17 protein-coding genes, 1 other RNA gene and 3 pseudogenes are annotated in these 20,378 nt (G+C 72.2%); 9 read left to right on the top strand and 12 right to left on the bottom strand.

The genetic code is table 11. The annotated features are described in order from the left end of the window. Positions 1-4 precede the first annotated feature (4 nt). On the top strand, positions 5-1,021 hold the full coding sequence (locus ACFC1X_RS07650) for a Gfo/Idh/MocA family protein (protein ID WP_376349629.1): 1,017 nt from the start codon (positions 5-7) through the stop codon (positions 1,019-1,021). Here ACFC1X_RS07650 and ACFC1X_RS07645 read toward each other — a convergent pair. Then, positions 1,008-2,011: pseudogene (locus ACFC1X_RS07645) on the bottom strand (alkaline phosphatase D family protein); the annotation flags it as partial. The gene ACFC1X_RS07650 and the pseudogene ACFC1X_RS07645 sit on opposite strands and share 14 nt — an antisense overlap. Positions 2,012-2,476: 465 nt before the next feature. Between ACFC1X_RS07645 and ACFC1X_RS07640 the strand changes: the two are divergent. Then, positions 2,477-3,265 carry an SDR family oxidoreductase gene (locus tag ACFC1X_RS07640; RefSeq protein WP_376349628.1) on the top strand — a complete coding sequence of 263 codons (789 nt, stop codon included), beginning with the start codon at positions 2,477-2,479 and terminating at the stop codon, positions 3,263-3,265. Between the two features lie 215 nt (positions 3,266-3,480). Here the strand turns inward: ACFC1X_RS07640 and ACFC1X_RS07635 are convergent, their stop codons facing one another. After that, entirely contained in the window at positions 3,481-3,807 is a 327-nt protein-coding gene (locus tag ACFC1X_RS07635; RefSeq protein ID WP_376349626.1) for a nuclear transport factor 2 family protein, read from the bottom strand. Positions 3,808-3,941: 134 nt separating this feature from the next. Between ACFC1X_RS07635 and ACFC1X_RS07630 the strand changes: the two genes are divergently transcribed. Continuing rightward, positions 3,942-4,484, top strand: a complete 543-nt coding sequence (locus ACFC1X_RS07630; RefSeq protein WP_376349624.1) for a DoxX family protein — start codon at positions 3,942-3,944, stop codon at positions 4,482-4,484. 58 nt (positions 4,485-4,542) lie between these two features. Continuing rightward, complete coding sequence (locus ACFC1X_RS07625) at positions 4,543-4,893, top strand: MazG-like family protein (protein WP_376349622.1); 351 nt, start codon at positions 4,543-4,545, stop codon at positions 4,891-4,893. A 367-nt stretch (positions 4,894-5,260) separates the two neighbouring features. On the opposite strand, the gene ACFC1X_RS07620 is transcribed toward ACFC1X_RS07625, so the two are convergent. Both ACFC1X_RS07620 and ACFC1X_RS07615 read right to left on the bottom strand, forming a co-directional pair. Next, positions 5,261-5,992: a hypothetical protein gene (locus ACFC1X_RS07620; protein ID WP_376349621.1), complete on the bottom strand. Its 732-nt coding sequence runs from the start codon at positions 5,990-5,992 to the stop codon at positions 5,261-5,263. Between the two features lie 95 nt (positions 5,993-6,087). Then, positions 6,088-6,747: pseudogene (locus ACFC1X_RS07615) on the bottom strand (polysaccharide deacetylase family protein); the annotation flags it as partial. A 247-nt stretch (positions 6,748-6,994) separates the two neighbouring features. Here ACFC1X_RS07615 and ACFC1X_RS07610 point away from each other — a divergent pair. Further along, entirely contained in the window at positions 6,995-7,633 is a 639-nt protein-coding gene (locus tag ACFC1X_RS07610; protein ID WP_376349620.1) for a LysE family translocator, read from the top strand. Between the two features lie 50 nt (positions 7,634-7,683). On the opposite strand, the gene ACFC1X_RS07605 is transcribed toward ACFC1X_RS07610, so the two are convergent. The 5 genes and pseudogenes from ACFC1X_RS07605 to ACFC1X_RS07585 form a co-directional block, all read right to left on the bottom strand. Then, on the bottom strand, positions 7,684-11,880 hold the full coding sequence (locus ACFC1X_RS07605; protein WP_376349618.1) for a trypsin-like peptidase domain-containing protein: 4,197 nt from the start codon (positions 11,878-11,880) through the stop codon (positions 7,684-7,686). Further along, positions 11,864-12,175, bottom strand: coding sequence for a trypco2 family protein (locus ACFC1X_RS07600; RefSeq protein ID WP_376349616.1), 312 nt, complete (start codon positions 12,173-12,175; stop codon positions 11,864-11,866). Before ACFC1X_RS07600 ends, ACFC1X_RS07605 begins: the two co-directional genes overlap by 17 nt. Before the next feature lie 155 nt (positions 12,176-12,330). Next, positions 12,331-12,734: RNase P RNA component class A (gene rnpB / locus ACFC1X_RS07595), an RNA gene on the bottom strand. A gap of 127 nt (positions 12,735-12,861) precedes the next feature. Then, positions 12,862-13,641 (bottom strand): annotated as a pseudogene (locus ACFC1X_RS07590) (DMT family transporter); the annotation flags it as partial. A gap of 19 nt (positions 13,642-13,660) precedes the next feature. After that, a complete protein-coding gene (locus ACFC1X_RS07585) occupies positions 13,661-14,494 on the bottom strand; it encodes an AraC family transcriptional regulator (RefSeq protein WP_376349801.1) in 834 nt (277 codons plus the stop codon). Between the two features lie 97 nt (positions 14,495-14,591). Between ACFC1X_RS07585 and ACFC1X_RS07580 the strand changes: the two genes are divergently transcribed. From ACFC1X_RS07580 to eda, 4 genes are all read left to right on the top strand, one after another. Then, on the top strand, positions 14,592-15,353 hold the full coding sequence (locus ACFC1X_RS07580; RefSeq protein WP_376349615.1) for a MerR family transcriptional regulator: 762 nt from the start codon (positions 14,592-14,594) through the stop codon (positions 15,351-15,353). Further along, positions 15,350-15,964: a hypothetical protein gene (locus tag ACFC1X_RS07575; protein WP_376349614.1), complete on the top strand. Its 615-nt coding sequence runs from the start codon at positions 15,350-15,352 to the stop codon at positions 15,962-15,964. Before ACFC1X_RS07580 ends, ACFC1X_RS07575 begins: the two co-directional genes overlap by 4 nt. A gap of 27 nt (positions 15,965-15,991) precedes the next feature. Then, on the top strand, positions 15,992-16,774 hold the full coding sequence (yaaA, locus tag ACFC1X_RS07570) for a peroxide stress protein YaaA (protein ID WP_376349613.1): 783 nt from the start codon (positions 15,992-15,994) through the stop codon (positions 16,772-16,774). A gap of 84 nt (positions 16,775-16,858) precedes the next feature. Next, positions 16,859-17,518, top strand: coding sequence for a bifunctional 4-hydroxy-2-oxoglutarate aldolase/2-dehydro-3-deoxy-phosphogluconate aldolase (gene eda, locus ACFC1X_RS07565; RefSeq protein ID WP_376349611.1), 660 nt, complete (start codon positions 16,859-16,861; stop codon positions 17,516-17,518). On the opposite strand, the gene ACFC1X_RS07560 is transcribed toward eda, so the two are convergent. The 3 genes from ACFC1X_RS07560 to ACFC1X_RS07550 are packed head-to-tail and all read right to left on the bottom strand — an operon-like array spanning position 17,493 to position 20,372. Next, complete coding sequence (locus ACFC1X_RS07560) at positions 17,493-18,728, bottom strand: bifunctional RNase H/acid phosphatase (RefSeq protein ID WP_376349800.1); 1,236 nt, start codon at positions 18,726-18,728, stop codon at positions 17,493-17,495. The genes eda and ACFC1X_RS07560 overlap by 26 nt on opposite strands. Before the next feature lie 46 nt (positions 18,729-18,774). Further along, entirely contained in the window at positions 18,775-19,518 is a 744-nt protein-coding gene (locus tag ACFC1X_RS07555; RefSeq protein ID WP_376349798.1) for a zinc ribbon domain-containing protein, read from the bottom strand. Next, positions 19,515-20,372: a Nif3-like dinuclear metal center hexameric protein gene (locus ACFC1X_RS07550; RefSeq protein ID WP_376349609.1), complete on the bottom strand. Its 858-nt coding sequence runs from the start codon at positions 20,370-20,372 to the stop codon at positions 19,515-19,517. The genes ACFC1X_RS07555 and ACFC1X_RS07550 overlap by 4 nt, the downstream gene beginning before the upstream one ends. Between the last annotated feature and the right edge of the window lie 6 nt (positions 20,373-20,378).

Raw genomic sequence — 20,378 nt, 5'->3', positions numbered from 1 at the left:
AGCGGTGACCGGGCAGAAGGTGCGCTGGGGGATTCTGGCGACCGGCGGGATGGCGGCGACGTTCACGGCGGATCTGGTCGATCTGCCGGACGCGGAGGTCGTGGCGGTGGCCTCGCGGACCGAGGCGTCGGCGAAGGCGTTCGCGGAGCGGTTCGGGATACCGCGGGCGTACGGCGACTGGGAGACGCTGGCGCGCGACGAGGACGTCGACGTGGTGTACGTCGCCACCCCGCACTCGGCGCACCGGACGGCCGCCGGCCTGTGCCTGGAGGCGGGCCGGAACGTGCTCTGCGAGAAGCCGTTCACGCTGAACGCGCGCGAGGCGGAGGAGCTGGTCGCGCTCGCCCGGCAGCGCGGCGTCTTCCTCATGGAAGCGATGTGGATGTACTGCAACCCGCTGGTACGACGCCTGAGGGCACTCGTCGCCGACGGCGCGATCGGCGAGATCCGCAGCGTCCACGCGGACTTCGGACTGGCGGGCCCCTTCCCTCCCACCCACCGTCTGCGCGACCCCGCGCAGGGCGGCGGCGCGCTGCTGGACCTGGGCGTGTACCCGGTGTCGTTCGCGCAGTTGCTGCTCGGTGAACCGTCGGACGTCGTCGCGCGGTCGGTCCTCTCGGACGAGGGCGTCGACCTCCAGACGGGCGCCCTGCTCTCCTACGGGAGCGGCGCGCTCGCGTCGGTGCACTGCTCCATCATCGGCGGCACCCCCAACTCCGCCTCGGTCACCGGCTCCAAGGGCCGCATCGACGTCCCGTACGGCTTCTTCTTCCCGGACCACTTCGTCCTGCACCGCGACGGCAGGGACCCGGAGGAGTTCCGGGCCGATCCGGCCGACGGCCCCCGGGCCAGCCTCCAGCACGAGGCCCGCGAGGTGATGCGGGCGCTGCGGGCCGGGGAGACGGAGTCGCCGCTGGTGCCGCTCGACGGCACGCTGGCGGTGATGCGGACGCTCGACGCGGTCCGTGAGCGCGTCGGCGTCCGCTATCCCGGCGAGGAGCGCGCGGTCACGCCGGCTTGAGCCCCTGCTCCCCCACCTCCGTCACGAAGGACCCGGCGGTGGTGAGCGGCGCGCCCTGCGTGGTCACGTGGGACACCGTCTTGAAGTCGGCGCGCGCCAGTTCCCGGCCGAGCGACACCTTGGCGTAGCCGCGCCGCCCGTTGAAGAACTTCAGGTGCGGGTTGGCGGCCATGAGGGTGTCCCAGTTGGAGGGCTTCTCGGAGCCGTCGCGGCCGCTGGTGACGGAGGTGGTGACGATCTCGGTGCCCAGGGTGCGGGAGCCGGGGTCGTCGAAGTCGCGCTTGATGTCGAAGCCGTAGGAGACGTGCACGTCGCCGGTGAGGACCATCAGGTTCTCGATCCCGGCGGCCTGCGCGCCGGCCAGCACCCGCTCGCGGGAGGCCGGGTAGCCGTCCCAGGAGTCCATGGAGACCTTGGACGGCAGGGTGGTGGAGTTGTACCGGCGGGCGAAGGTGACCTGCTGGGGCACCACGTTCCACAGGGCGTTCGACCGTATGCCTGGTTGGAGCGGTACTGGCGGGTGTCGAGCACGTAGAACTGGGCCAGTCGGCCCCAGTGCAGGCGGCGGTAGAGCTTGAGGTCCGGGCCGTCGGGGAGCTGGGGCCGCCGCAGCGGCATGTTCTCGTGGTCGTCCCAGGTGACGACGAAGGGGTGGGCGGCGTGCGCGGCCCGCAGGTCGGGGTCCGACTTGTAGAGGGCGTACCGCAGCCGGTAGTCCTCCAGGGTCACGGTCTCGCGGTTGAAGAGGCCGGGCAGGGTGCCCGCGGGGTAGGCGCGTTGGCCGCCGGTGTCGTTGACGGCGTACTCGTACAGGTAGTCGCCGAGGTGGAAGACGACGTCCACGTCCTCCTGGGCCAGGTGCCGGTACGCGGTGTAGTACCCCTCGTCGTACTTCTGGCAGGAGACGAGACCGAAGGTGAGGTCGGAGACCCGCTGTACGGCGAGGGGCGCGGTGCGGGTGCGGCCGGCGCGGAAGCAGTAGCAGTAGACGTGGCCGGAAAGGTGAGGTGGTCGACCCCACCCTCTCGACGTGCACGGTGTGTTGGCATCCTCCCTTGGCCGAATCCGCGGGATTCCAGCCCAGATGGGCTGAAGTTCACGAGCGCTCGAACCCTTGCGGGCTGTCACCCCTCCGGCGTACCCCGCCGCGACGTGGGCAATGCTCAGGTCTGCCCAGCTGTTTGTCGCTGAGCGTGCGCAACATATTACATTCAGCTACTCGGGCTAGTCCAATCACACTACTCCGGCGTCCAGTTCGGCGGCGGCGCGGAGTTCGGGCGCGTGCGAGGGCTGGGACTGGGCGTGCTGGTTCGCGGGTGTCATCCGTTCCTCCCCTTGCGGTGGTTGCAAGGGGCATTCGACGGTCCGGGAACGACACTCGCTTGGCGCGAACATGGCGACCCCGTGTCGGGACGGTGAGGTCCGCATGATCCGCGACCCGTACGCTGCCGACTCATGAACTCCGTGAGAACCACCGACGAGGAAACCGTCGGCGCGCAGCAGATCGCCGTCGTGACGGGCGCCGGTTCCGGCATCGGCCGGGCGGTCGCCGTGGAACTGCTCACCGCGGGCTGGGCGGTGGCGCTGGCCGGCCGGCGCCCCGAGACACTGGAGGAGACGGCCGCGCTGGCCCCGGCGGGCGCCGCGGCGCTGCCCGTGCGCGCCGACGTGTCACGCCCGGACGACGTGGCGGCCCTGTTCGCCGCCGTACGCGGCCGCTTCGGACGCCTGGACCTGCTGTTCAACAACGCCGGGACGTTCGGCCCGGGCGGCGTGCCGGTCGAGGAACTGCCCTACGAGGCGTGGCGGCACGTGGTGGACACCAACCTGAACGGCGCGTTCCTGTGCGCGCAGGCGGCGTACCGGCAGATGAAGGAGCAGGACCCGCGGGGCGGCCGGATCATCAACAACGGCTCGATCTCGGCGCACACGCCGCGCCCGCACTCGGTGGCGTACACCGCGACCAAGCACGCGCTGACGGGCCTGACCAAGTCGCTGTCGCTGGACGGCCGTCCCTACGGCATCGCGGTCGGCCAGATCGACATCGGCAACGCGGCGACCGACATGACGGCCGGGATGCAGACCGGCGCGCTCCAGGCCAACGGGGAGACGGCACCCGAGCCCGTGATGGACGTGGCCGACGTGGCGCGCACGGTGCGGCACATGGCGCAGCTGCCGCTGGAGGCGAACGTGCAGTTCGCGACGGTCATGGCGACGGCGATGCCGTACGTGGGGCGCGGCTGAGTCGATTCACACAATCGGAATATCAAAGTCCGCAGTATTGCGGCCGGTGGAGGGCCTATGCTCAAATCCCCTTCACCAGAACTCCACACTTGAAGCGTCGGTCTTCCACAAGGCCCTTCCACCACGCTCCATGGGCCATACCGAGGGGGGAGGCGGCGGCCGTTCCGCCACACCGGCAGACCGGTGGACGGAACGGCTGCCGCACCGTTTCCCGGCTACGCCTGCCCGGTCTCGAACCGCGCGATCCGGCCGTCGTCGTCCACGGTGAAGTCCCACCGGGTACGCATCTCGCCCCAGGTGTCGTTGCGGTAGCGGGCGATGAGGGCGCGACCGCCGTTCGACTCGTTGTCGACCTCCATGTGGCCGTTGGAGGAGAAGATCTCCTGGTCGATCCACTCGGCGAGGTCCCGGTCGGCTCCGTCGTCGGCCATGGTGGCGTCCGGCGCGAGCAGCGCGAGGAAGGCGTCGCGGTCGTGGGCGTTGACGGCGGTGACGAAGCCGCGGACGGCCGGGTCGCTGAGTCGCGTGGTCTGAATGGTCATGCCGGCCAGCGTCACACCGGCCCGGCGCCCCCGCCACCGGTCCGCCACCCGAACGGCGCCCGCGACGGGCCCGCGCGGGACACCCGGGAGACGGTGGTGGGGTGTGAGCCGCCGCCGTCTGCGAGGGAGTCGACGTGAACTGTTACGACCGGCGCGATCTGGGCCTGCTGCTGCTCCGACTGGGTACCGGCGGCGTACTGGCCGCGCACGGGGCGCAGAAGCTGCTCGGCTGGTTCGGCGGTGGCGGCATCGAGGGGACCGGCCAGGCCATGGAGGCCATGGGGTACGAGCCCGGCCGGACCAGCGCGGTCATGGCCGGCCTGGCGGAGGCGGGCGGCGGGACGCTGCTGGCGCTGGGCCTGGCCACCCCGGCCGCGGGTGCCGCGGCGGCCGGCGCGATGGCGGGCGCGGCGGCGGTGCACGCCCCGAACGGCTTCTTCGCCCAGGCCGGCGGCTACGAGTACGCCGCGTCCCTCGCCCTGACCGCCACCGGCCTCGCGGTCACCGGCCCCGGCCGCCTCTCCCTCGACCACGCCCTCGGCCACGCGGTCAACCGCAACTGGATGGTCCCGGCCGCCTTCGCGGCGACGGCGGCGGCCACGGCGGTGGTCGTCGGCGCCCGCAACAAGCGGGTACGGAAGGCGGCCGAGGGCGAGCAGGAGCCCCTGTTCGACTGAGGCCGCGCCGACGCCGGACCGACTCCACGCCCCGACCGGGCATGGCACGCTGCTCCGCATGAGCGACAACCCCGTCGGCACCCCGGCCGACCATCTCTGGGACACCATCGACGACCTGTGCAAGTGGCTGGAGGCGGACCAGCCCGTCGGCGGCCGGGAGGGCCTGCTGCTGCGCATGCTGAAGCTGTCGGAGGAGGTCGGGGAGGTCGCCGAGGCGGTGATCGGCGCGACCGGCCAGAACCCGCGCAAGGGCACCACCCACACCTGGGAGGACGTGGAGGCGGAGCTGTGCGACGTGGTGATCACGGCGATGGTGGCGCTGCGGACCCTGACACCCGAGGCACGGCATGTCTTCGGCCGCCATCTGGCACGGGTGGCGGGCAGGCCGCGCGGCACCACCGCGTCCTGACGTGGCGGAGCCCGGGAGCGTAGCCTGCTCCCGGGCCCCTGGGAATGCCACCTGATGCGCACACCGGAGTCCTGTGAAAGGACGGATCAGTCGTCAGGCCGTCGTGTTCTGCCTTTGAACTACCGCACCAGGAAGCGGTGCAGACGAGATTCGAACTCGCATCCGACGGCGGTCGTCCGGCCTTGTCGCTCCGGTGATCGGCGGCGATGCTGAAGCTGGAGCGAGAGTCTGAGATTGACGGCACGGACCGCACGCGACACGTGCGGCGCGCCTCTTCAGGCTGAACGTCAGTTTCAGCTTGCGCACCCCCGCGCTCGCACGCGGGGGCATCTGTGGGGGCTACCCGTACGAGGGCCCGCGAGGGGCCTCAGTCGAACAGGTAGCCAAACACCGCGTCCCCGACCCGCTGGTCGGTGACCTCGGCGCCGTTGGCCTCCTCCCGGGCGAACTTGACGGCCTGCTGGAGCTTCTCGACCCGCCCCAGCAGCTCGTTCACCCGCCGCGCCGGCAGCGCGCCGGAGAACTTCACGGTCGTCCAGTACCCGATCGGCACGTCCTCGTAGTACACCTCGACCTGCGCCGGGTGCTTCTCCGTGGCCTCGGCCTTCACGTGGTTGCGCGGGACCTTCTTCGTCCGGATGGTGCGGACGGGGTCCGTCTTCCACCAGTCCGTGGACGGGTCCTGCGCCCACGCCTCGGCGGCGTCGAGCGTCGGCAGCTTCTTCACGAAGGCGTGCAGATCGGTGAGCTGCTTCTCCAGGAAGAGCAGGTAGCTGACCGGAACGTCGGCGACGACCGTCCGCCCGTCGACGGTGACGTCCGCGCGGGCCGAGCAGTTCGCCCAGTCCTTGGTCGCGGTCACGTCGAACAGCCGCGTCAGCGAGGAGCCCATCTCGCGCAGCACGTCCTCGGCCCGCACCTGCACCCGCGTCGACTCGGGCGGCAGCTGCTCGCCCTCCTCGTCCTTCGGCTGGTACGTACGCGAGATCCCGGCCAGCAGCGCGGGCTTCTGCACCTTCTGGTGCGCGGCGGTGACGTCCTGGAGCGACTTGCTCTTGACGCCCTTCTCGACCGCGATGATCTGGTTCAACTTCGCCATGTCTGGCCCCCCTTCGAACAGGTGGGAACGTATCCCACCGGCCCGGAGACCCGCACGTGCATTTCTTCGCGCGGGCCCCTGGGGTGCGGTCAGCCCGGGGCGACCGCACGGCCGGTCCGCGGCGAGATCATGCCGGAGCACAGGCCCTTGCCCGCCAGGGTCTGCGCGATGCGCGGGACGGCGGCGAGCGTGTTGGCCGGCCAGTCGTGCATGAGAACGACCTGTCCGTCGCCCAGCCGGGAGACGGCCCGCACGATCGCGTCGACGCTCGCGTTGTTCCAGTCCTGCGAGTCGACGTCCCAGATCACCTCGGTCAGCCCGTACTTGGCCGCGACCGACCGGAGCGTGGCGTTGGTCTCGCCGTACGGCGGCCGGAACAGCCTGGGCGTCCCGCCGCCCGCGTTGGCGACGGCCTGCTGGGTCCGGGAGATCTCCGAGTCCACCTGGGCCTGGCTCAGTTGGGTCATGTGCGGGTGGGTGTAGCTGTGGTTGGCCACCCACATCCCGGCATCGACCTGGGCCCGGACCAGGGACGGGTTCTGAGCGGCGTACTGCCCCTGGTCGAACATGGTGGCCCGCAGCCCGTTCCGCTTCAGCGCGTCGAGCAGGGCCCGGGTGGTACCGGAGGGCCCGTCGTCGAAGGTGAGCCCGACGTAGCCGTTGCAGACGGCGGCCTGCGCGGGGTCGGCACCGGTGACGACGGTACCGGCGACGGCCAACACGGCGACGGCCACCCCGGAAACAAGGGAACGCATGCGAACTCCTCACGGCTGAAGGTTCGGGGACGGCGCCAGGGTTGGCATGTACACGTCGAGCGTCAACACTTTCGGCACATTTTTCGAAACCTTCGCCACGCTAATTGCCTCGCAAAGAGCCCATCGATGCAGCCAGAACTCACCTTTTCCCGCGCCAAGTCAGAAATGAAGATCGAATCAAACGAAAGTTTCGAAGAGCCGAAAAATCGAGCTGAGAAGCAATCCCGGCCATGCTTCGATGGGCGGCATGGTGTCTGCCGACCGTCTGTTCGCCTTCGCGGCCGTGTCGTTCCTGCTGATCGTGGTCCCCGGACCCAGCGTCCTGTTCGTGATCGGCCGGGCGCTGGCCCAGGGCCGCCGCGCCGCGCTGACCACGGTCGTGGGCAACACGCTGGGCGCCTATCTGCTCGTCGTGGCCGTGGCCCTCGGGGTCGGGTCGGTCGTGGAGCGTTCCGTCCTCGTCTTCACCGCGCTGAAGCTGGCCGGCGCCGCCTACCTGGTGTACCTGGGGGTCAGGGCGTGGCGGCAACGCGGTGCCCTGCGGGCGGCGTTCACGGGTGACGAGCCGGCGCGGGGCGGGCTGCGCACACTGTGGGAGGGGTTCGCGGTGGGGGTCGCCAACCCCAAGACCATCGTGTTCTTCGCCGCCGTACTGCCGCAGTTCGTCGACCGCGCGCAGGGACACGTCACGGTCCAGATGCTGCTGCTCGGGCTGGTCTTCAACGTCATCGCGCTGGCCTGCGACAGCCTGTGGGGCCTCGCCGCGTCGACCGGCCGCGACTGGTTCGCCCGCTCACCCAGGCGACTCTCCCTGGTGGGCGGGGCCGGCGGGCTCACGATGATCGGCCTCGGCGTGACGGTGGCGGCGACGGGGCGGGAGAGCTGATCCCGCGACGTTCCGTGACCTGCCGGCGCCGACCAGCACACGTGTAGTGATCACCCATTCGCGCCACTCCACGGCGTTCGACCAGCCGTGGCGGACGAGTCAGCGGCAAGAAGGACATCCCGCACCCGAAGGACCGCATCGGCATCGATCACGGCGAGCACCGGTAGCGCGTGATGCCAGCCCTCTGGGGTGAGGGCCTCCGCGAGGAGGGCCCTTGCGCGCGGGAGGTCGGGACCGGAGGGGGGCGGGACGAGGAGTGTGGCCAAGCGTCGCGCGAGCGGCGCGATGTCGAATTGGGCGTGGAGCGGAACCGGGAGGCGGTCGCCGGGCAGCGAAGCGACGTACGCGGCGAGGTGAGCGAAGACCGCCGCACATTGCTCCGCATCCTCTCCGCGCCCGGCCATGGTCCGGGCCGCCTCGTGATCACCGAGCGCGGCGTGGGCGAGGGCCGATCCGCTCACTGCCTGGGCGTCATTGAACCCTGGTGGCGCGTGCCTCGGAAGCATGTCGAGTCGCCCGCGTGCGGCGGCCGGGTCGGTTGTGGCGGTCAACAGACTGAGCAGCACCCTTCTGCTGTCCGGGTGGAACCCGTCGTAGTCATCGTGCGCGGGGTCCAGTACGTGTGGGGTGTGCAGGGCCTGCCAGACGCGCGCACTGCGTTCACCGTCGTGGGACCCGACAGCGACGAGCAGCGGTGCGAGGGGCAACACGGGATCAAGGTGCACGCCTTGGAGTACGTCGTCCACCAGCCGGGCCGCCAGTTCGGGGTCGTGCGACCAGAGGCCCGCGGCGGCCTCCGTACAGGCACGGTCATGGTCGTACCCTCTCCACGGTCTGTCCTCGTGCTCGGGTTCCCGAAGGATGCCCGCGACGCGTTCGGCCGCGCCGGCCCAGGCCAGCGCCTGGATGGCAGTGGCCATGGGGGAAGGAGAAGCCCAGTCCCAGCCGACCGCTGACGACAGGTCGACGGCCTCCTCGGCGAGACGCAGTGCCCGGCCGGGGTCGCTGTCGGCGACGGCCAGGGACACGACGGCGAGGCCCCAGGCGCGCACCGAGGTCTCACTGATCGCCGCCACGAGTTGCTCCGCGTCGTCGGGTCTGCCTGCGGTGGCGAGGGCACCCGCCAAGGCGGCCAGGTGTTGCTGATCAACCCGGTTGACCGCGGTGGCCGTTGGCTGATGTCCGTACTCGGCCGTGTGGAGCAGATCCAGCGATCGCCGCGGGTCGACGGGGATGAGGTGGCCGGCGAGACCGGCGAGCACTTCGGCGGCCTCCCACCATGTCGGGCCATCCGGTGAGGAGTACTCCTGGGTGAGCAGCGTGGTCACCAGTTGCTCGGCGGCACCGGCGCGGGCGAGGAACTCGGTGACACGCTGCGTGGTGTCGTCGATGTCGCCGTCGCGCAGGCGGGCCTGCCGGGACTGTTCGAGTGCCGCCCAGGCCTCGGTGGTCGCACCCCTGCGGGCCCAGCCTTCGGCAACCACCGACCAGGTGACCCGTTGGGCACGCAGCGTGCCGGGATTGCCGACGTACTCCGCGAGCCGGTGGGCATCCGTCATGCGGTCCGTGGCGACGAGTGCGCAGACGTCGCCACAGGTCGCCTCGTCACCGACGCCGTGCCCGCCCGGGTGCGATTTCGTCGCGGCCAACGAGGCCAGCCGCTCGGCCTCGGAGGGGAGCGCATCGCGCAGGGCCTCTGCGGCGACCGCGTAGAGGTTCTCAAAGTCGGTCGTGTCATGACGTTGGGCGAGCTGGACCACGGAGCCGTAGAGCCGTGTCGCGTCCTCGGGAAGGCCGCACGCCGAGCATGCCTCGGCGACGCTCGCCAGAACGCGCACACGGTCCGGAAGGAACTCGATCAGCTCGGCGGACTTCTCCGCCTGCCCGAGCAGGCCGACCGCACCCGCCGGATTCCGTAGCACGGTGGCAGTCGTGATCAGGGCCTTGACGAAGGCCTTGGTGCTCGGGCCATCGTGCGGTCGGGGCCCGACGCGGAACCCTTGCGCCGCCTCTGTCTCGCGGCCCGCCAGTGCCAGGGCCGTCGCCCTCATGGCCCGCGCCGAGTCGACCGTGTCGGGCGACGCCGACTCGTCCGCGGCCTCTTCCGCCAGCCGCACCGCCTCCTCCGCCAGCCCCGCTGCCCGCCGGTCACTCGCCTCCGCCAGGACACGGGCCACACCGATCACCGCCCTGGCGCGGTCCGTGGTCCGGAAGACACTGCGGGCGAGGCCGATGGCATGGCGGATACGGCCGAGACGCGCGTACACGGCCGGGATGTCGGGATGCAGCGACTCGTTGCGCCGGGCCACCAGGTCCCTCGTCGCCGCGAGCGCCCCCAGCGCCCCCAGGTCGTCGGGGGTGGCCAGCCCAACCGTCTCCCGCGCCGCCGCGATCTCCGCGAGGCAGGCCGCATCGCTCCCCGTCGCCTCGCGCAGCCGATCTCGCCGTCGTGGATCCGTGGCCAGAGCGGTGGCTCGACCTGCGTCTCGGAGGAGCGCGACCAGACGGCCGTACGGCTGCAGCAGGTACAGCGGCGTGTCCTCCGGCCAGCCCCGGCGCTCGTACGTCTCCGCCCAGGCGTGCAGCCGCTCCCCATACGAATCCGCGTCCGGCCCGAGTTCGTCCTGGGCGGCCACGAGGAGTGTCTCGTGGGCGAAGAGGTAGCCGCGGCTGGTCGTGTACAGCGTCACGTCGGTCTCGGCGGAACTGTCGAAGCCGCCGCCACGCAGCCGCAGGATACGGCCGAACACACTCCCGAGCCTCTGCCGCAACGTGTAGCCGGGCTCGCCCGTCAGTTCACGCAGGTCCTCGACGGCGAGGGTGCCGCGCGCAGCGGTAAGGAGCCCGACCACGTCGCGCTCCAACTGGTCGCCGGCCAGTGCCCGTTGGAGGTCGTACTTGGCTTCGTGCTCGGTGTGGCGGGCTGCTTGCGAGGTGGAGAGCTCCATTACCGGGCAGTGGCGCAGCGGGTGCCCGCCCGCGACGTCCGGCGGGATGCCGGGGCTTGGCCGACTGGTCACCAGGACGCGGACATTCGGCGGGAGACGTTCGGGCAGGAGAGAGGCGATGCTGGTGCCCCCGCCGCCAGGCATCCGGGACTGGTCCTCGTCCAGGCCGTCAACGACCAGCAGCAGCGTGCCGCCGTCCTCGGCGACCCGTTCCGCGGCCTGACGCAGCAGCAGCCGGCGTTCGCCGTCGCGCGCGGCCGGGGAGCCCACGGTAGCCGGTTCGCGGCCCGCGATCGCCGCGAGCTGGTCGATGACCGCCCCCGTGTACGCGTTGCCGTCCGACTGACCGGCATACCGGGCGGTGATGAAGAACCACACCGGCACGATCCCCCGCGGCGGATGCAGCGCGAACCAGGCCGCCAGCGCGGTCTTCCCCGCCCACGGGCGGCCCTGCAGCCAGCGGTACGGCTCCGGTCCGCCGCAGAAGGAAACCAGGTCCGCCAGCTCGGCCTCCCGCTCGTCAAGCAACTCCGGCGCGATGTCCGTGAGTTGTGCTCTGTGGTTCTCCTGGACGAGGTCGAGGGCAGAGGCCGGCGCTACGGAGGGCAGTGCCGCCAGGCCGTGGCCCAGCAGGCCCTCCAGAACGGCCCGTTCGATCGCTCCCAGACCGTCCGACCACCGGTCCACCCGACCCGCCGCGATCCGGCCCGGCCCCTCCCTGCGGTGATGACGGCTGACCAGGCCGACCAAGTGTCCGCCGCTGAAGACGGCCGCGCCCGACATTCCCTCCCAGGCGTCCCGTTCGGGATCCGGATCCTCGGCGGGCGGCGCGGTGATCCTCAGATCCAGAGTGCCCTCACGCCGGTTGGCCAGCACCGCACACGTGGCGTCCAAGTGCTCGGCGTCCCGGAAGCGGCGGCCTGCGGCGTCCGTACGGAGCTTGAATCGGGGAAACCCCATCGCCGTGCAGTTCAGCACCGCGTCCTGCTCCCCGATCCCGCCGAAGGAGACGGGCGGGATGTCACCGGCATCGCTCTCCGGCAGAGTCAGCACAGCGACGTCGATGCTGTCGTTCGACCAGGCCACCATCGCCTCGACGACTCGCTCCCCCGGCCGGTCGGCCTGGAAGCGGACCCGGACACCGTCGGCACCCGCGACGACGTGCGCAGCCGTGAGAACCGTGCCGGACGCGACGAGATACCCCGATCCGCGCCGCCCACTGCTCCCGCCCACCGGCAGGGTGACGATGACCTCCGCGATCCGCTCCGGGCGTATCCCTCGATCAGATCTCGTCGTCAACCTCGTCACCCGTGATCATCGCCGTCTCCGACAGGCCACCGCCCGGCGGTACGACCTTTGGAACGAGCGTGAGTGTGATCCGTTGTGTCTCGGCGTGGCCGTACTTACCGCTCGCCCCGGCGTCGACGACCCACAGCCGTACCTTCGCGTCCCCGCCGCCCTCCCGTGCGACGGCGACGGATGCCTCGACCTCCACGGGTCCCAGCTCGAAGCGGAGCATCCTGCCGTCGCCGTACGCCAGGGTGGTGGTCAGCTGCTCACGCAACTCTCGGATCATGTCAGCCAGTTCGATCACGCGTCCCCCTTGTGCATCGGTGCTGAGATGCTACAAGTCAGCGAGCTGGGCAACGGCTGGGCGAGGGGATTCAGCTGCTGCTCACTTCCTGAGCTGGACGGCGTGTTCGCCGCGTCCGACAGGCGTGGGGCGCAGGACCGAGTCGCAGGTGGCGGCAGACGAGTCGGGCTGTACGCCGGGTTCTGTTCCGGAGGGTCCTCGCGGGCCCTCCGGCGACGGCCATCCATCTAGGGCCGGTGTTGCCACCGGCCTCCAGCGGTCTACCCGCGGACTCGGGCGGGCAGCCCTCGTACGTCCGCGCAGAGCGCTTTTTACGGCGCTCCTTTTGACCTTGCTCCGGGTGGGGTTTACCTAGCTGCCCAGGTCGCCCTGGGCACTGGTGGTCTCTTACACCACCGTTTCACCCTTACCGGGGGCCGAAGTCCCCGGCGGTCTGCTTTCTGTGGCACTGTCCCGCGGGTCACCCCGGGTGGCCGTTAGCCATCACCCCGCCCTGTGGAGCCCGGACGTTCCTCGGGAAGTCCCGTGAGGGACTCCACGCGGCCGCCCGCCCGGCTCGTCTGCCGTGTCGACCATGGTACCGGGCGGGTGCGGCGGATCGGTCCAGTGGCCGTCGTGGCCGCCGTCGCCAGGACCGAGCCCGTCAGGATCAGGGCGAAGGCGGCGAGGACCGTCGGTGTCAGGGGCTCGTCCAGGAAGACGGCGCCCGCCGTCACCGCGACCGCCGGGTTGACGTACGTGATGACCGTCGCGCGGGTCGGGCCGGCCTCCTTGATCAGCTCCAGGAAGGCGACGAAGGCGATCGCCGTGCAGACCACGCCGAGGCCGGCGAGGGCGGCGAGCACCGAGGGCGCCGGGAGTGTGTCGGGGCGGGTGAGGATCGCGGCGGGGGCGTAGACGAGGGCCGCGAGGGTGAGGCAGGACGCGGTGAGGTGGAGGGACGGTACGTCCTTGAGGTGGCGGGCGGCGATCAGCGGCGCCGTGGCGTACCCGACCACCGTCAGCAGCACCTCGGCGAGAGAGCGGGCGTTGCCGCCGGTCAGGTGCGGGACGGTCAGTACCGCCACGCCCGCCAGGCCCAGGGCGAGGCCGCAGATCCGGCGCGCGCCCAGGGTCTCCGTGGCGCCGAAGAAGCGGGCCAGGGCGACGCCGACGATCGGGACGCCCGCGATCAGCAGGCCCGCGGTGGAGCTGGACAGGTGGCGTTCGGCGTCGGTCAGGGTCCACCAGGGGCCGATGATCTCGATGACCGCGAAGGCGAGGAGCGGCTTCCAGTGGGCCCGGACGGTCCGGAACAGGTCGCCCTTGCGCAGCGCGAAGGGGAGCAGGAGGGCGGCGCCCAGCGCACAGCGCGTGAACACCACCCCGGACGGGGAGACGGTGTCCACCGCCACCTTGATCATCAGGTAGGGGATGCCCCAGACCACTCCCATCAGGGAGAACAGGAACCAGCCGCGTGCAGTCATGCGGCGAGTCTCGGGCTCCTCAGGGGGCGCCGTCTTGAACGCTGTTGCGGTACGCCGCCGGGGTCACGCCGAGCACCCTGCGGAACCAGCGGGTCAGGTGCGCCTGGTCCGCGAAGCCCACCAGCGCCGCCACCTCGGCGGGGCGCAGCCCGGCCTCCAGGAGACCGCGCGCCCTGGCCACCCGGTGCTGGGCGAGCCAGGCGTACGGCGGTATCCCCATCGTCGTACGGAAGGCGCGCAGGAGCTGGTAGCGGGACAGGCCCAGGTCGGTGGCGAGGGACGCCAGGGTCGGCGGGGCGAGGAGTTCGTCGGCGAGGCGGTCGCGGACGAGGCGGGCGACGCCGGCGGCGCCCGGGACCACGGTGTCGTCGGCCGTCCGGGACGTGGAATGGCGGCCGGCCAGGGCCGTGAGCAGCCAGGGCAGCCGGGACTCGGCCTCCAGGGGGTCGGGGCAGCGGGTCAGGTCCGTGTGCGCGGCGCGCAGGGCGGCGGCGAGCCGCGGGTCGTCGAGGACGGGTTCGCGGAAGTGCGGGAGAGAGTCGCCGCGCAGCCCGTCGGCGAGCAGCGCGGGGGCCGCGTACAGGGCGCGGTAGGAGTAGCCGTCGGGGGCGGCCGGGCCGCCGGTGTGCATCTCGCCGGGTTCCAGGACGACGATGGATCCCGGGCCGGAGTGGATGTGGCCGCCCCGGTAGGCGATGACCTCCAGGCCGCCGACGGTGACGCCGACCGTGAACTCGTCGTGCGCGTGCGGGGCGTAGACGTGCCGGTCGAAGCGGGCGGTCAGCAGGTCGAGGGGCGGGCCGCCGGTCCCCAGCCGGGCCCTGGTCCACCGTGCCTGTTCGCGTGCGTCCACCGTCCCCACCCCCTGGTCGTACGGGATCAGAGGAAACACGGCGATGTCCAGTGCGTTCGCTTGACCCTGTCGCAACGTCAACGTTTCTACTGGGGGCATGCGGATCGGAGAACTCGCCGACGCCGTCGGCGTCACCACGCGGACCGTGCGGCACTACCACCACCAGGGGCTGCTGCCCGAGCCGGAACGGCTGGCCAACGGGTACCGGTCGTACACGCTGCGGCACGTCGTCGTGCTGGCCCGGATCCGGCGGCTGGCCGAGCTGGGGCTCGGGCTCGCCGAGGTGCGGGACGTGCTCGCGGACGAGGCCGGGAAGGAGCTGGCCGAGGTGCTGGAGGAACTGGACGCGGATCTGGCGCGGCAGGAGGCCGCGATCCGGGAGCGCCGGACGCGGCTGCGGGCCCTGCTGGAGTCGGAGGGCGGGCTGCCGCCCGAGGGGCCGGTCTCGCCGGAGCTGGCCGAGCTGTTCGCGGGGATGGGGGACGTCTCCGGTTCCCCCATGGCCGTACGGGACCGCGAGATGCTGGCGACGCTGGAGAGCACGGTGCCCCCGGAGGAGCGGGCCGGGCTGGTGGCCTCGCTGCGCGGCGCGCTGGGGTCGCCGGAGGCGGTGGCGCGGGCCCACAGGGCGTACGCGCTGCTCGACGAGCTGGTGGACGTCGGCGCCGACGATCCGAGGGTGGCGGCGGCGGCCGGGGTGCTCGCCGAGTCCATGCCGGCGGACCTGGTCCCCGAGGAGGGCGTCGACCTCGACTTCGACCACAGCATCCTGCGCGCCCTGTACGCGGACTTCGCGCCGGGGCAGGCGGAGGCGATCCGGCAGGCCATGGAGATCGTGTCGAGAGGGCGGCGGTCATGACGGGCTCCTCCCTCGCCTCGGTCCCGTACCTGCTGGTCCGGCACGAGCTGCGGCTGCTGGCGAGCCTGTGGCTGTGGATGACCCGGCGGACCCACGGCACGGCGGACGGCTCGGCCGCCTTCGGGTACGCACGGGGGCAGGGCGCGATGATGTTCGGCTTCGCGTTCGTCTGCGTGGTCGAGTCCGTGGGGATGTCCGTGCTGCTGCGCGACTGGCCCACCGTCCACCACGTGGTGCTGGTCCTGGACGTGTACACCGTCGTCTTCGTCATCGGGCTGCACGCCGCGTCCGTGGTCCGCCCGCACGTCCTGGACCCGGACGCGGGCACGCTGCGGATCCGCCGGGCCGTCCATGTCGACGTACGGATACCGCTGGAGCGGATCGCCTCGGTCCGCCGCGAACTGCGCGCGACGCACGAGCCGAAGGACGGCGAGCTGAACCTCGCCGTGGGCGCGCAGACGTCCGTCACCGTCGAACTCACCGAGCCCGTCACCCACGTCACCTTCTTCGGGCGGCGGCACGAGGTCAGCGTGGTGCGCTGCCACGCCGACGACGTCGGCGGCCTCGTACGGGCCCTCAACCAGGCGCGGGAGGGGCACGCCGTACCCTGACCGGGAGCTTGGATCGAAGGAGTGCCTGTGCTTGTCCTGCTGCCGCCGTCCGAGGGGAAGGCCGCGTCCGGCCGGGGCGCCCCGCTGAAGACCGACGCGTTGTCGCTGCCGGGGCTGACCCCGGCCCGCGAGACCGTCCTCGGCGAACTCGTCGACCTGTGCGCCGGGGACGAGGAGAAGGCCCGCGAGGTGCTGGGGCTGAGCGAGGGGCTGCGCGGCGAGGTCGCCAAGAACGTGGAGCTGCTGACGGCGGGGGCCCGGCCGGCCGGGGAGATCTACACCGGTGTGCTGTACGACGCGCTGGACCTGGCCTCGCTCGACGCGGCGGCCAAGCGGCGGGCGGCCCGTTCGCTGCTGGTGTTCTCCGGGTTGTGGGGTGCCGTGCGGGTGACCGACCGGATCCCCTCCTACCGGTGCTCGATGGGCGTGAAGCTGCCCGGGCTCGGGGCGCTGGGCGCGTACTGGCGGGCACCGATGGCCGAGGTGCTGCCCGAGGCGGCCGGGGAGCGGCTGGTCCTGGACCTGCGCTCGTCGGCGTACGCGGCGGCCTGGAAGCCGAAGGGCGAGGTCGCCGGGCGGACGGCGACCGTACGGGTGCTGCACGCGCCGACCCGGAAGGTGGTCAGCCACTTCAACAAGGCGACCAAGGGGCGGATCGTCCGGAGCCTGCTGACGTCCGGGAGCGCGCCGGGCGGTCCGGCGGAGCTGGTGGAGGCGCTGCGGGACCTGGGGTACGAGGTGGAGGCCGCGGCGCCCGCGAAGGCGGGGCGGCCGTGGTCGCTGGACGTGCTGGTGGACGAGATCCACTGACGCTCCGGTAGGACGGCTTTCGCTGCCGTTGCGCATGCCGCAACGTGCGTTGCGTGTCGTGCGTTGCGGCGGCACGATGAGGTCATGAGTTCTCCGCTGCCCTCCTCCCCCGCCACCTCGGTGCTGGATCTCGCCCCCGTCGTGCCCGTCGTGGTCGTCGACGATCTCGCCGACGCCGTACCGCTCGCCCGGGCGCTCGTCGCCGGCGGGCTGCCCGCGATCGAGGTGACGCTGCGGACGCCGGTGGCGGTGGACGCGATCCGCGCCATCGCCGACGAGGTGCCGGGCGCCGTGGTCGGCGCGGGCACCGTCATCACGCCGGGCCAGGTCGGCGAGGTCGTCGCGGCGGGGGCGCGGTTCCTGGTCAGCCCCGGGTGGACGGACGTCCTGCTGGACGCGATGCGGGCGTCCGGCGTGCCTTTCCTGCCGGGGGTGTCGACCACCTCGGAGGTGGTGGCGCTGCTGGAGCGCGGGGTGCGGGAGATGAAGTTCTTCCCGGCCGAGGCCGCGGGCGGCACCGCCTACCTGAAGGCGCTCGCCGCTCCCCTGCCGCAGGCCCGTTTCTGCCCGACCGGCGGCATCGGTCCCGACTCCGCCCCGGAGTACCTGGCACTGCCCAACGTCGGTTGCGTCGGGGGCAGTTGGATGCTGCCGAAGGACGCCGTGGCCGACCGGGACTGGGACCGGGTGGAGTCGCTGGCCCGTGCGGCGGCGGCGCTCAGCGCAGGTGGGACGTCTCGTTGAACAGGCGGACGCTGGCGCCGCCGTCGGCGTAGTACGCGACCGCCGACAGCGAGGCCGCGGACAGTTCCATCCGGAACAGCGACTCGGGCGGGGCGCCCAGGGCGAGCCGCAGGAACGTCTTGATCGGCGTCACGTGCGAGACCAGCAGCACGGTGCGGCCCGCGTAGGCCTGGACCAGCTTGTCGCGGGTGGCGGCGACGCGCTCGCCGGTCGCCGCGAAGCTCTCGCCGCCGCCGGTCGGCCGGGCGTCCGGGGAGGACAGCCAGGCGTCCAGGTCGGCGGGGTACCGCTCGCGCACCTCGCCGAAGGTGAGCCCTTCCCAGGCGCCGAAGTCGGTCTCCCGCAGGCCCTCCTCGATGGTCACCTCCAGGCCGAGGCGGGCGGCCACGATGCCGGCGGTCTCGCGGGTGCGGGCCAGGGGCGAGGCGACGACCGCCTGGACCGTGCCGCGCCGGGCCAGGCTCGCGGCGACCCTCTCGGCCTGCTCCCGGCCGACGGAGGACAGGGGCGGGTCGCTGCCACCGCTGCCGGAGAACCGCTTCTGCGGGGTCAGGGGCGTCTCGCCGTGCCGCAGCAGTACGAAGGTGGCGGGGGCGCCCATGTCGGGGGGTCCCCAGCCGGGGGACGCCACGGTCTTGGCGGCGCGCACGTCGGCGTCCGCGCCGGTGTCGGCGTCGGTGTCGGCCTCGGCACCGGTGCGAGCGGCCTGGGCGACCCGCTCACCGACGGCGGCACCGGCCGTACGCGCGGCGCCCCCCGCGTCCAGTTCCGCCGTCGAGTCGGCCGGTGACCACTGCTCACCGCGCGCGCCCGCATCCATCGCCTCGTTGGCCAGGCGGTCGGCGTGCTTGTTGTCCGCGCGGGGGATCCACTCGTACGTCACGCGGCCCGGCGGGAAGACGCGCGCCGCCTCGGCCGCCAGCGGCTTCATGTCGGGGTGCTTGATCTTCCAGCGGCCCGACATCTGCTCCACGACGAGCTTGGAGTCCATCCGTACGTGCACGCGCGCGTCGGGGTCCAGATCCCTCGCCGCACGCAGTCCGGCCAGCAGCCCCCGGTACTCGGCCACGTTGTTGGTGACGACCCCCAGGTACTCGGCGGCCTCCACGAGGGACTCCCCGGTCGCCGCGTCCAGCACCACCGCCCCGTAGCCCGCGGGCCCCGGGTTTCCCCGCGACCCGCCGTCGGCCTCGACGACGAACTCCCGCACCGGACCGGCCGCCGAAGCTGCTGCCGAAGCCGTCACCGAACCGCCCCTACAGCCCGGAGTCGGCCGTGCGCACCAGGATGCGACGGCAGTTCTCGCAGCGTACGACGGTGTCGGGCGCCGTCGAGCGGATCTCGCTCAGCTCGGTGATCGCCAGCTCCTGGCGGCACCCCTGGCAGCTGCGCTGGTACAGCTTGGCCGCGCCGACGCCGCCCTGCTGCTGGCGCAGCTTGTCGTAGAGCTTCAGCAGGTCGTCGGGGACCGAGCCGGCGATGACCTCGCGCTCCTTGGTCACCGAGGCCGCCTCGCCGTCCAGTTCCTCGACGGAGGCGTCCCGGCGCGCGGTGGCGTCGTCGATCTTCCCCTGGACCGAGCCGACCCGCTCGGTCAGCTCGGCGACCCGCTCCTGCGCGGACTCGCGGCGCTCCATCACCTCCAGGACGACGTCCTCCAGGTCGCCCTGCCGCTTGGCGAGCGAGGCGATCTCACGCTGGAGGTTCTCCAGGTCCTTCGGGGAGGTGACGGCGCCGGAGTCCAGGCGCTGCTGGTCGCGGGAGGCGCGCTGGCGCACCTGGTCCACGTCCTGCTCGGCCTTGGTCTGCTCGCGGGCGCAGTCGCTCTCCTCGGTCTGCGCGGCCACGAGCAGGTCGCGCAGCTGGGTGAGGTCCTTGGTCAGCGACTCGATCTCGGCGTGCTCGGGCAGCGACCGGCGCTTGTGCGCGAGCTGCTGGAGCCGGACGTCGAGGCCCTGGACGTCGAGGAGTCGGATCTGGTCGGCGGGCTCGGCTTTCAGTTGGGGGCTCCCATTGTGTTGGAGTTCGGGGCGGACGCCGCGTGGGCGGTCCAGGGGTCGGTGACCGTCTTCGAGACGTGGACCCTGAGGTCCCAGCCGTTGCGGTCGGAGATCTCGTCGAGCTGGGCCGCGGCCAGCTCGCACCAGGGCCACTCGGTGGCCCAGTGCGCCGCGTCGAGCAGCGCGAGGGGACTTTGGGCGCGGGCCTCCGATACCGGGTGGTGTCGGAGGTCGGCGGTGAGGAAGGCGTCGACGCCGGCCGCCCGGACGTGGTCGAAGAGGCTGTCGCCGGAGCCGCCGCTGACGGCGACCGTGCGGACGGTCGCCTCCGGGTCGCCGGCGACGCGCAGGCCCTGCGCGGTGGCGGGCAGCCGCTCGGCGGCGCGGGCGGCGAACTCGCGGACGGTCAGCGGATGCTCCAGCTCGCACACCCTGCCCAGGCCGCGGCGCCCCTCGGGGTCGGTCGGGTCCGGCACCAGGGGCCGTACGACGCGCAGGTCGAGCGCCCCGGCCAGCGCGTCGGAGACGCCCGGGTCGGCGGAGTCGGCGTTGGTGTGGGCGACGTGCAGGGCGATGTCGTTCTTGATGAGCGTGTGCACCACGCGGCCCTTGAAGGTGGAGGCGGCGACCGTCGTCGTCCCCCGCAGATAGAGCGGGTGATGGGTGACGAGCAGGTCGGCGCCGAGCTTCACCGCCTCGTCGACGATCTCCTGGACGGGGTCGACGGCGAACAGGACCCGGGAGACCTCCTGGCCGGGCTCGCCCACGACGGTTCCGACCGCGTCCCAGGACTCGGCCCGCTCGGCGGGCCACAGGTTCTCCAGCGCTGCGATGACTTCTGACAGACGGGGCACGAAGGC

Source organism: Streptomyces sp. NPDC056128 (assembly GCF_042263835.1).
GTDB lineage: Bacteria > Actinomycetota > Actinomycetes > Streptomycetales > Streptomycetaceae > Streptomyces.
This window is presented reverse-complemented; position numbering and strand designations above follow the sequence as displayed.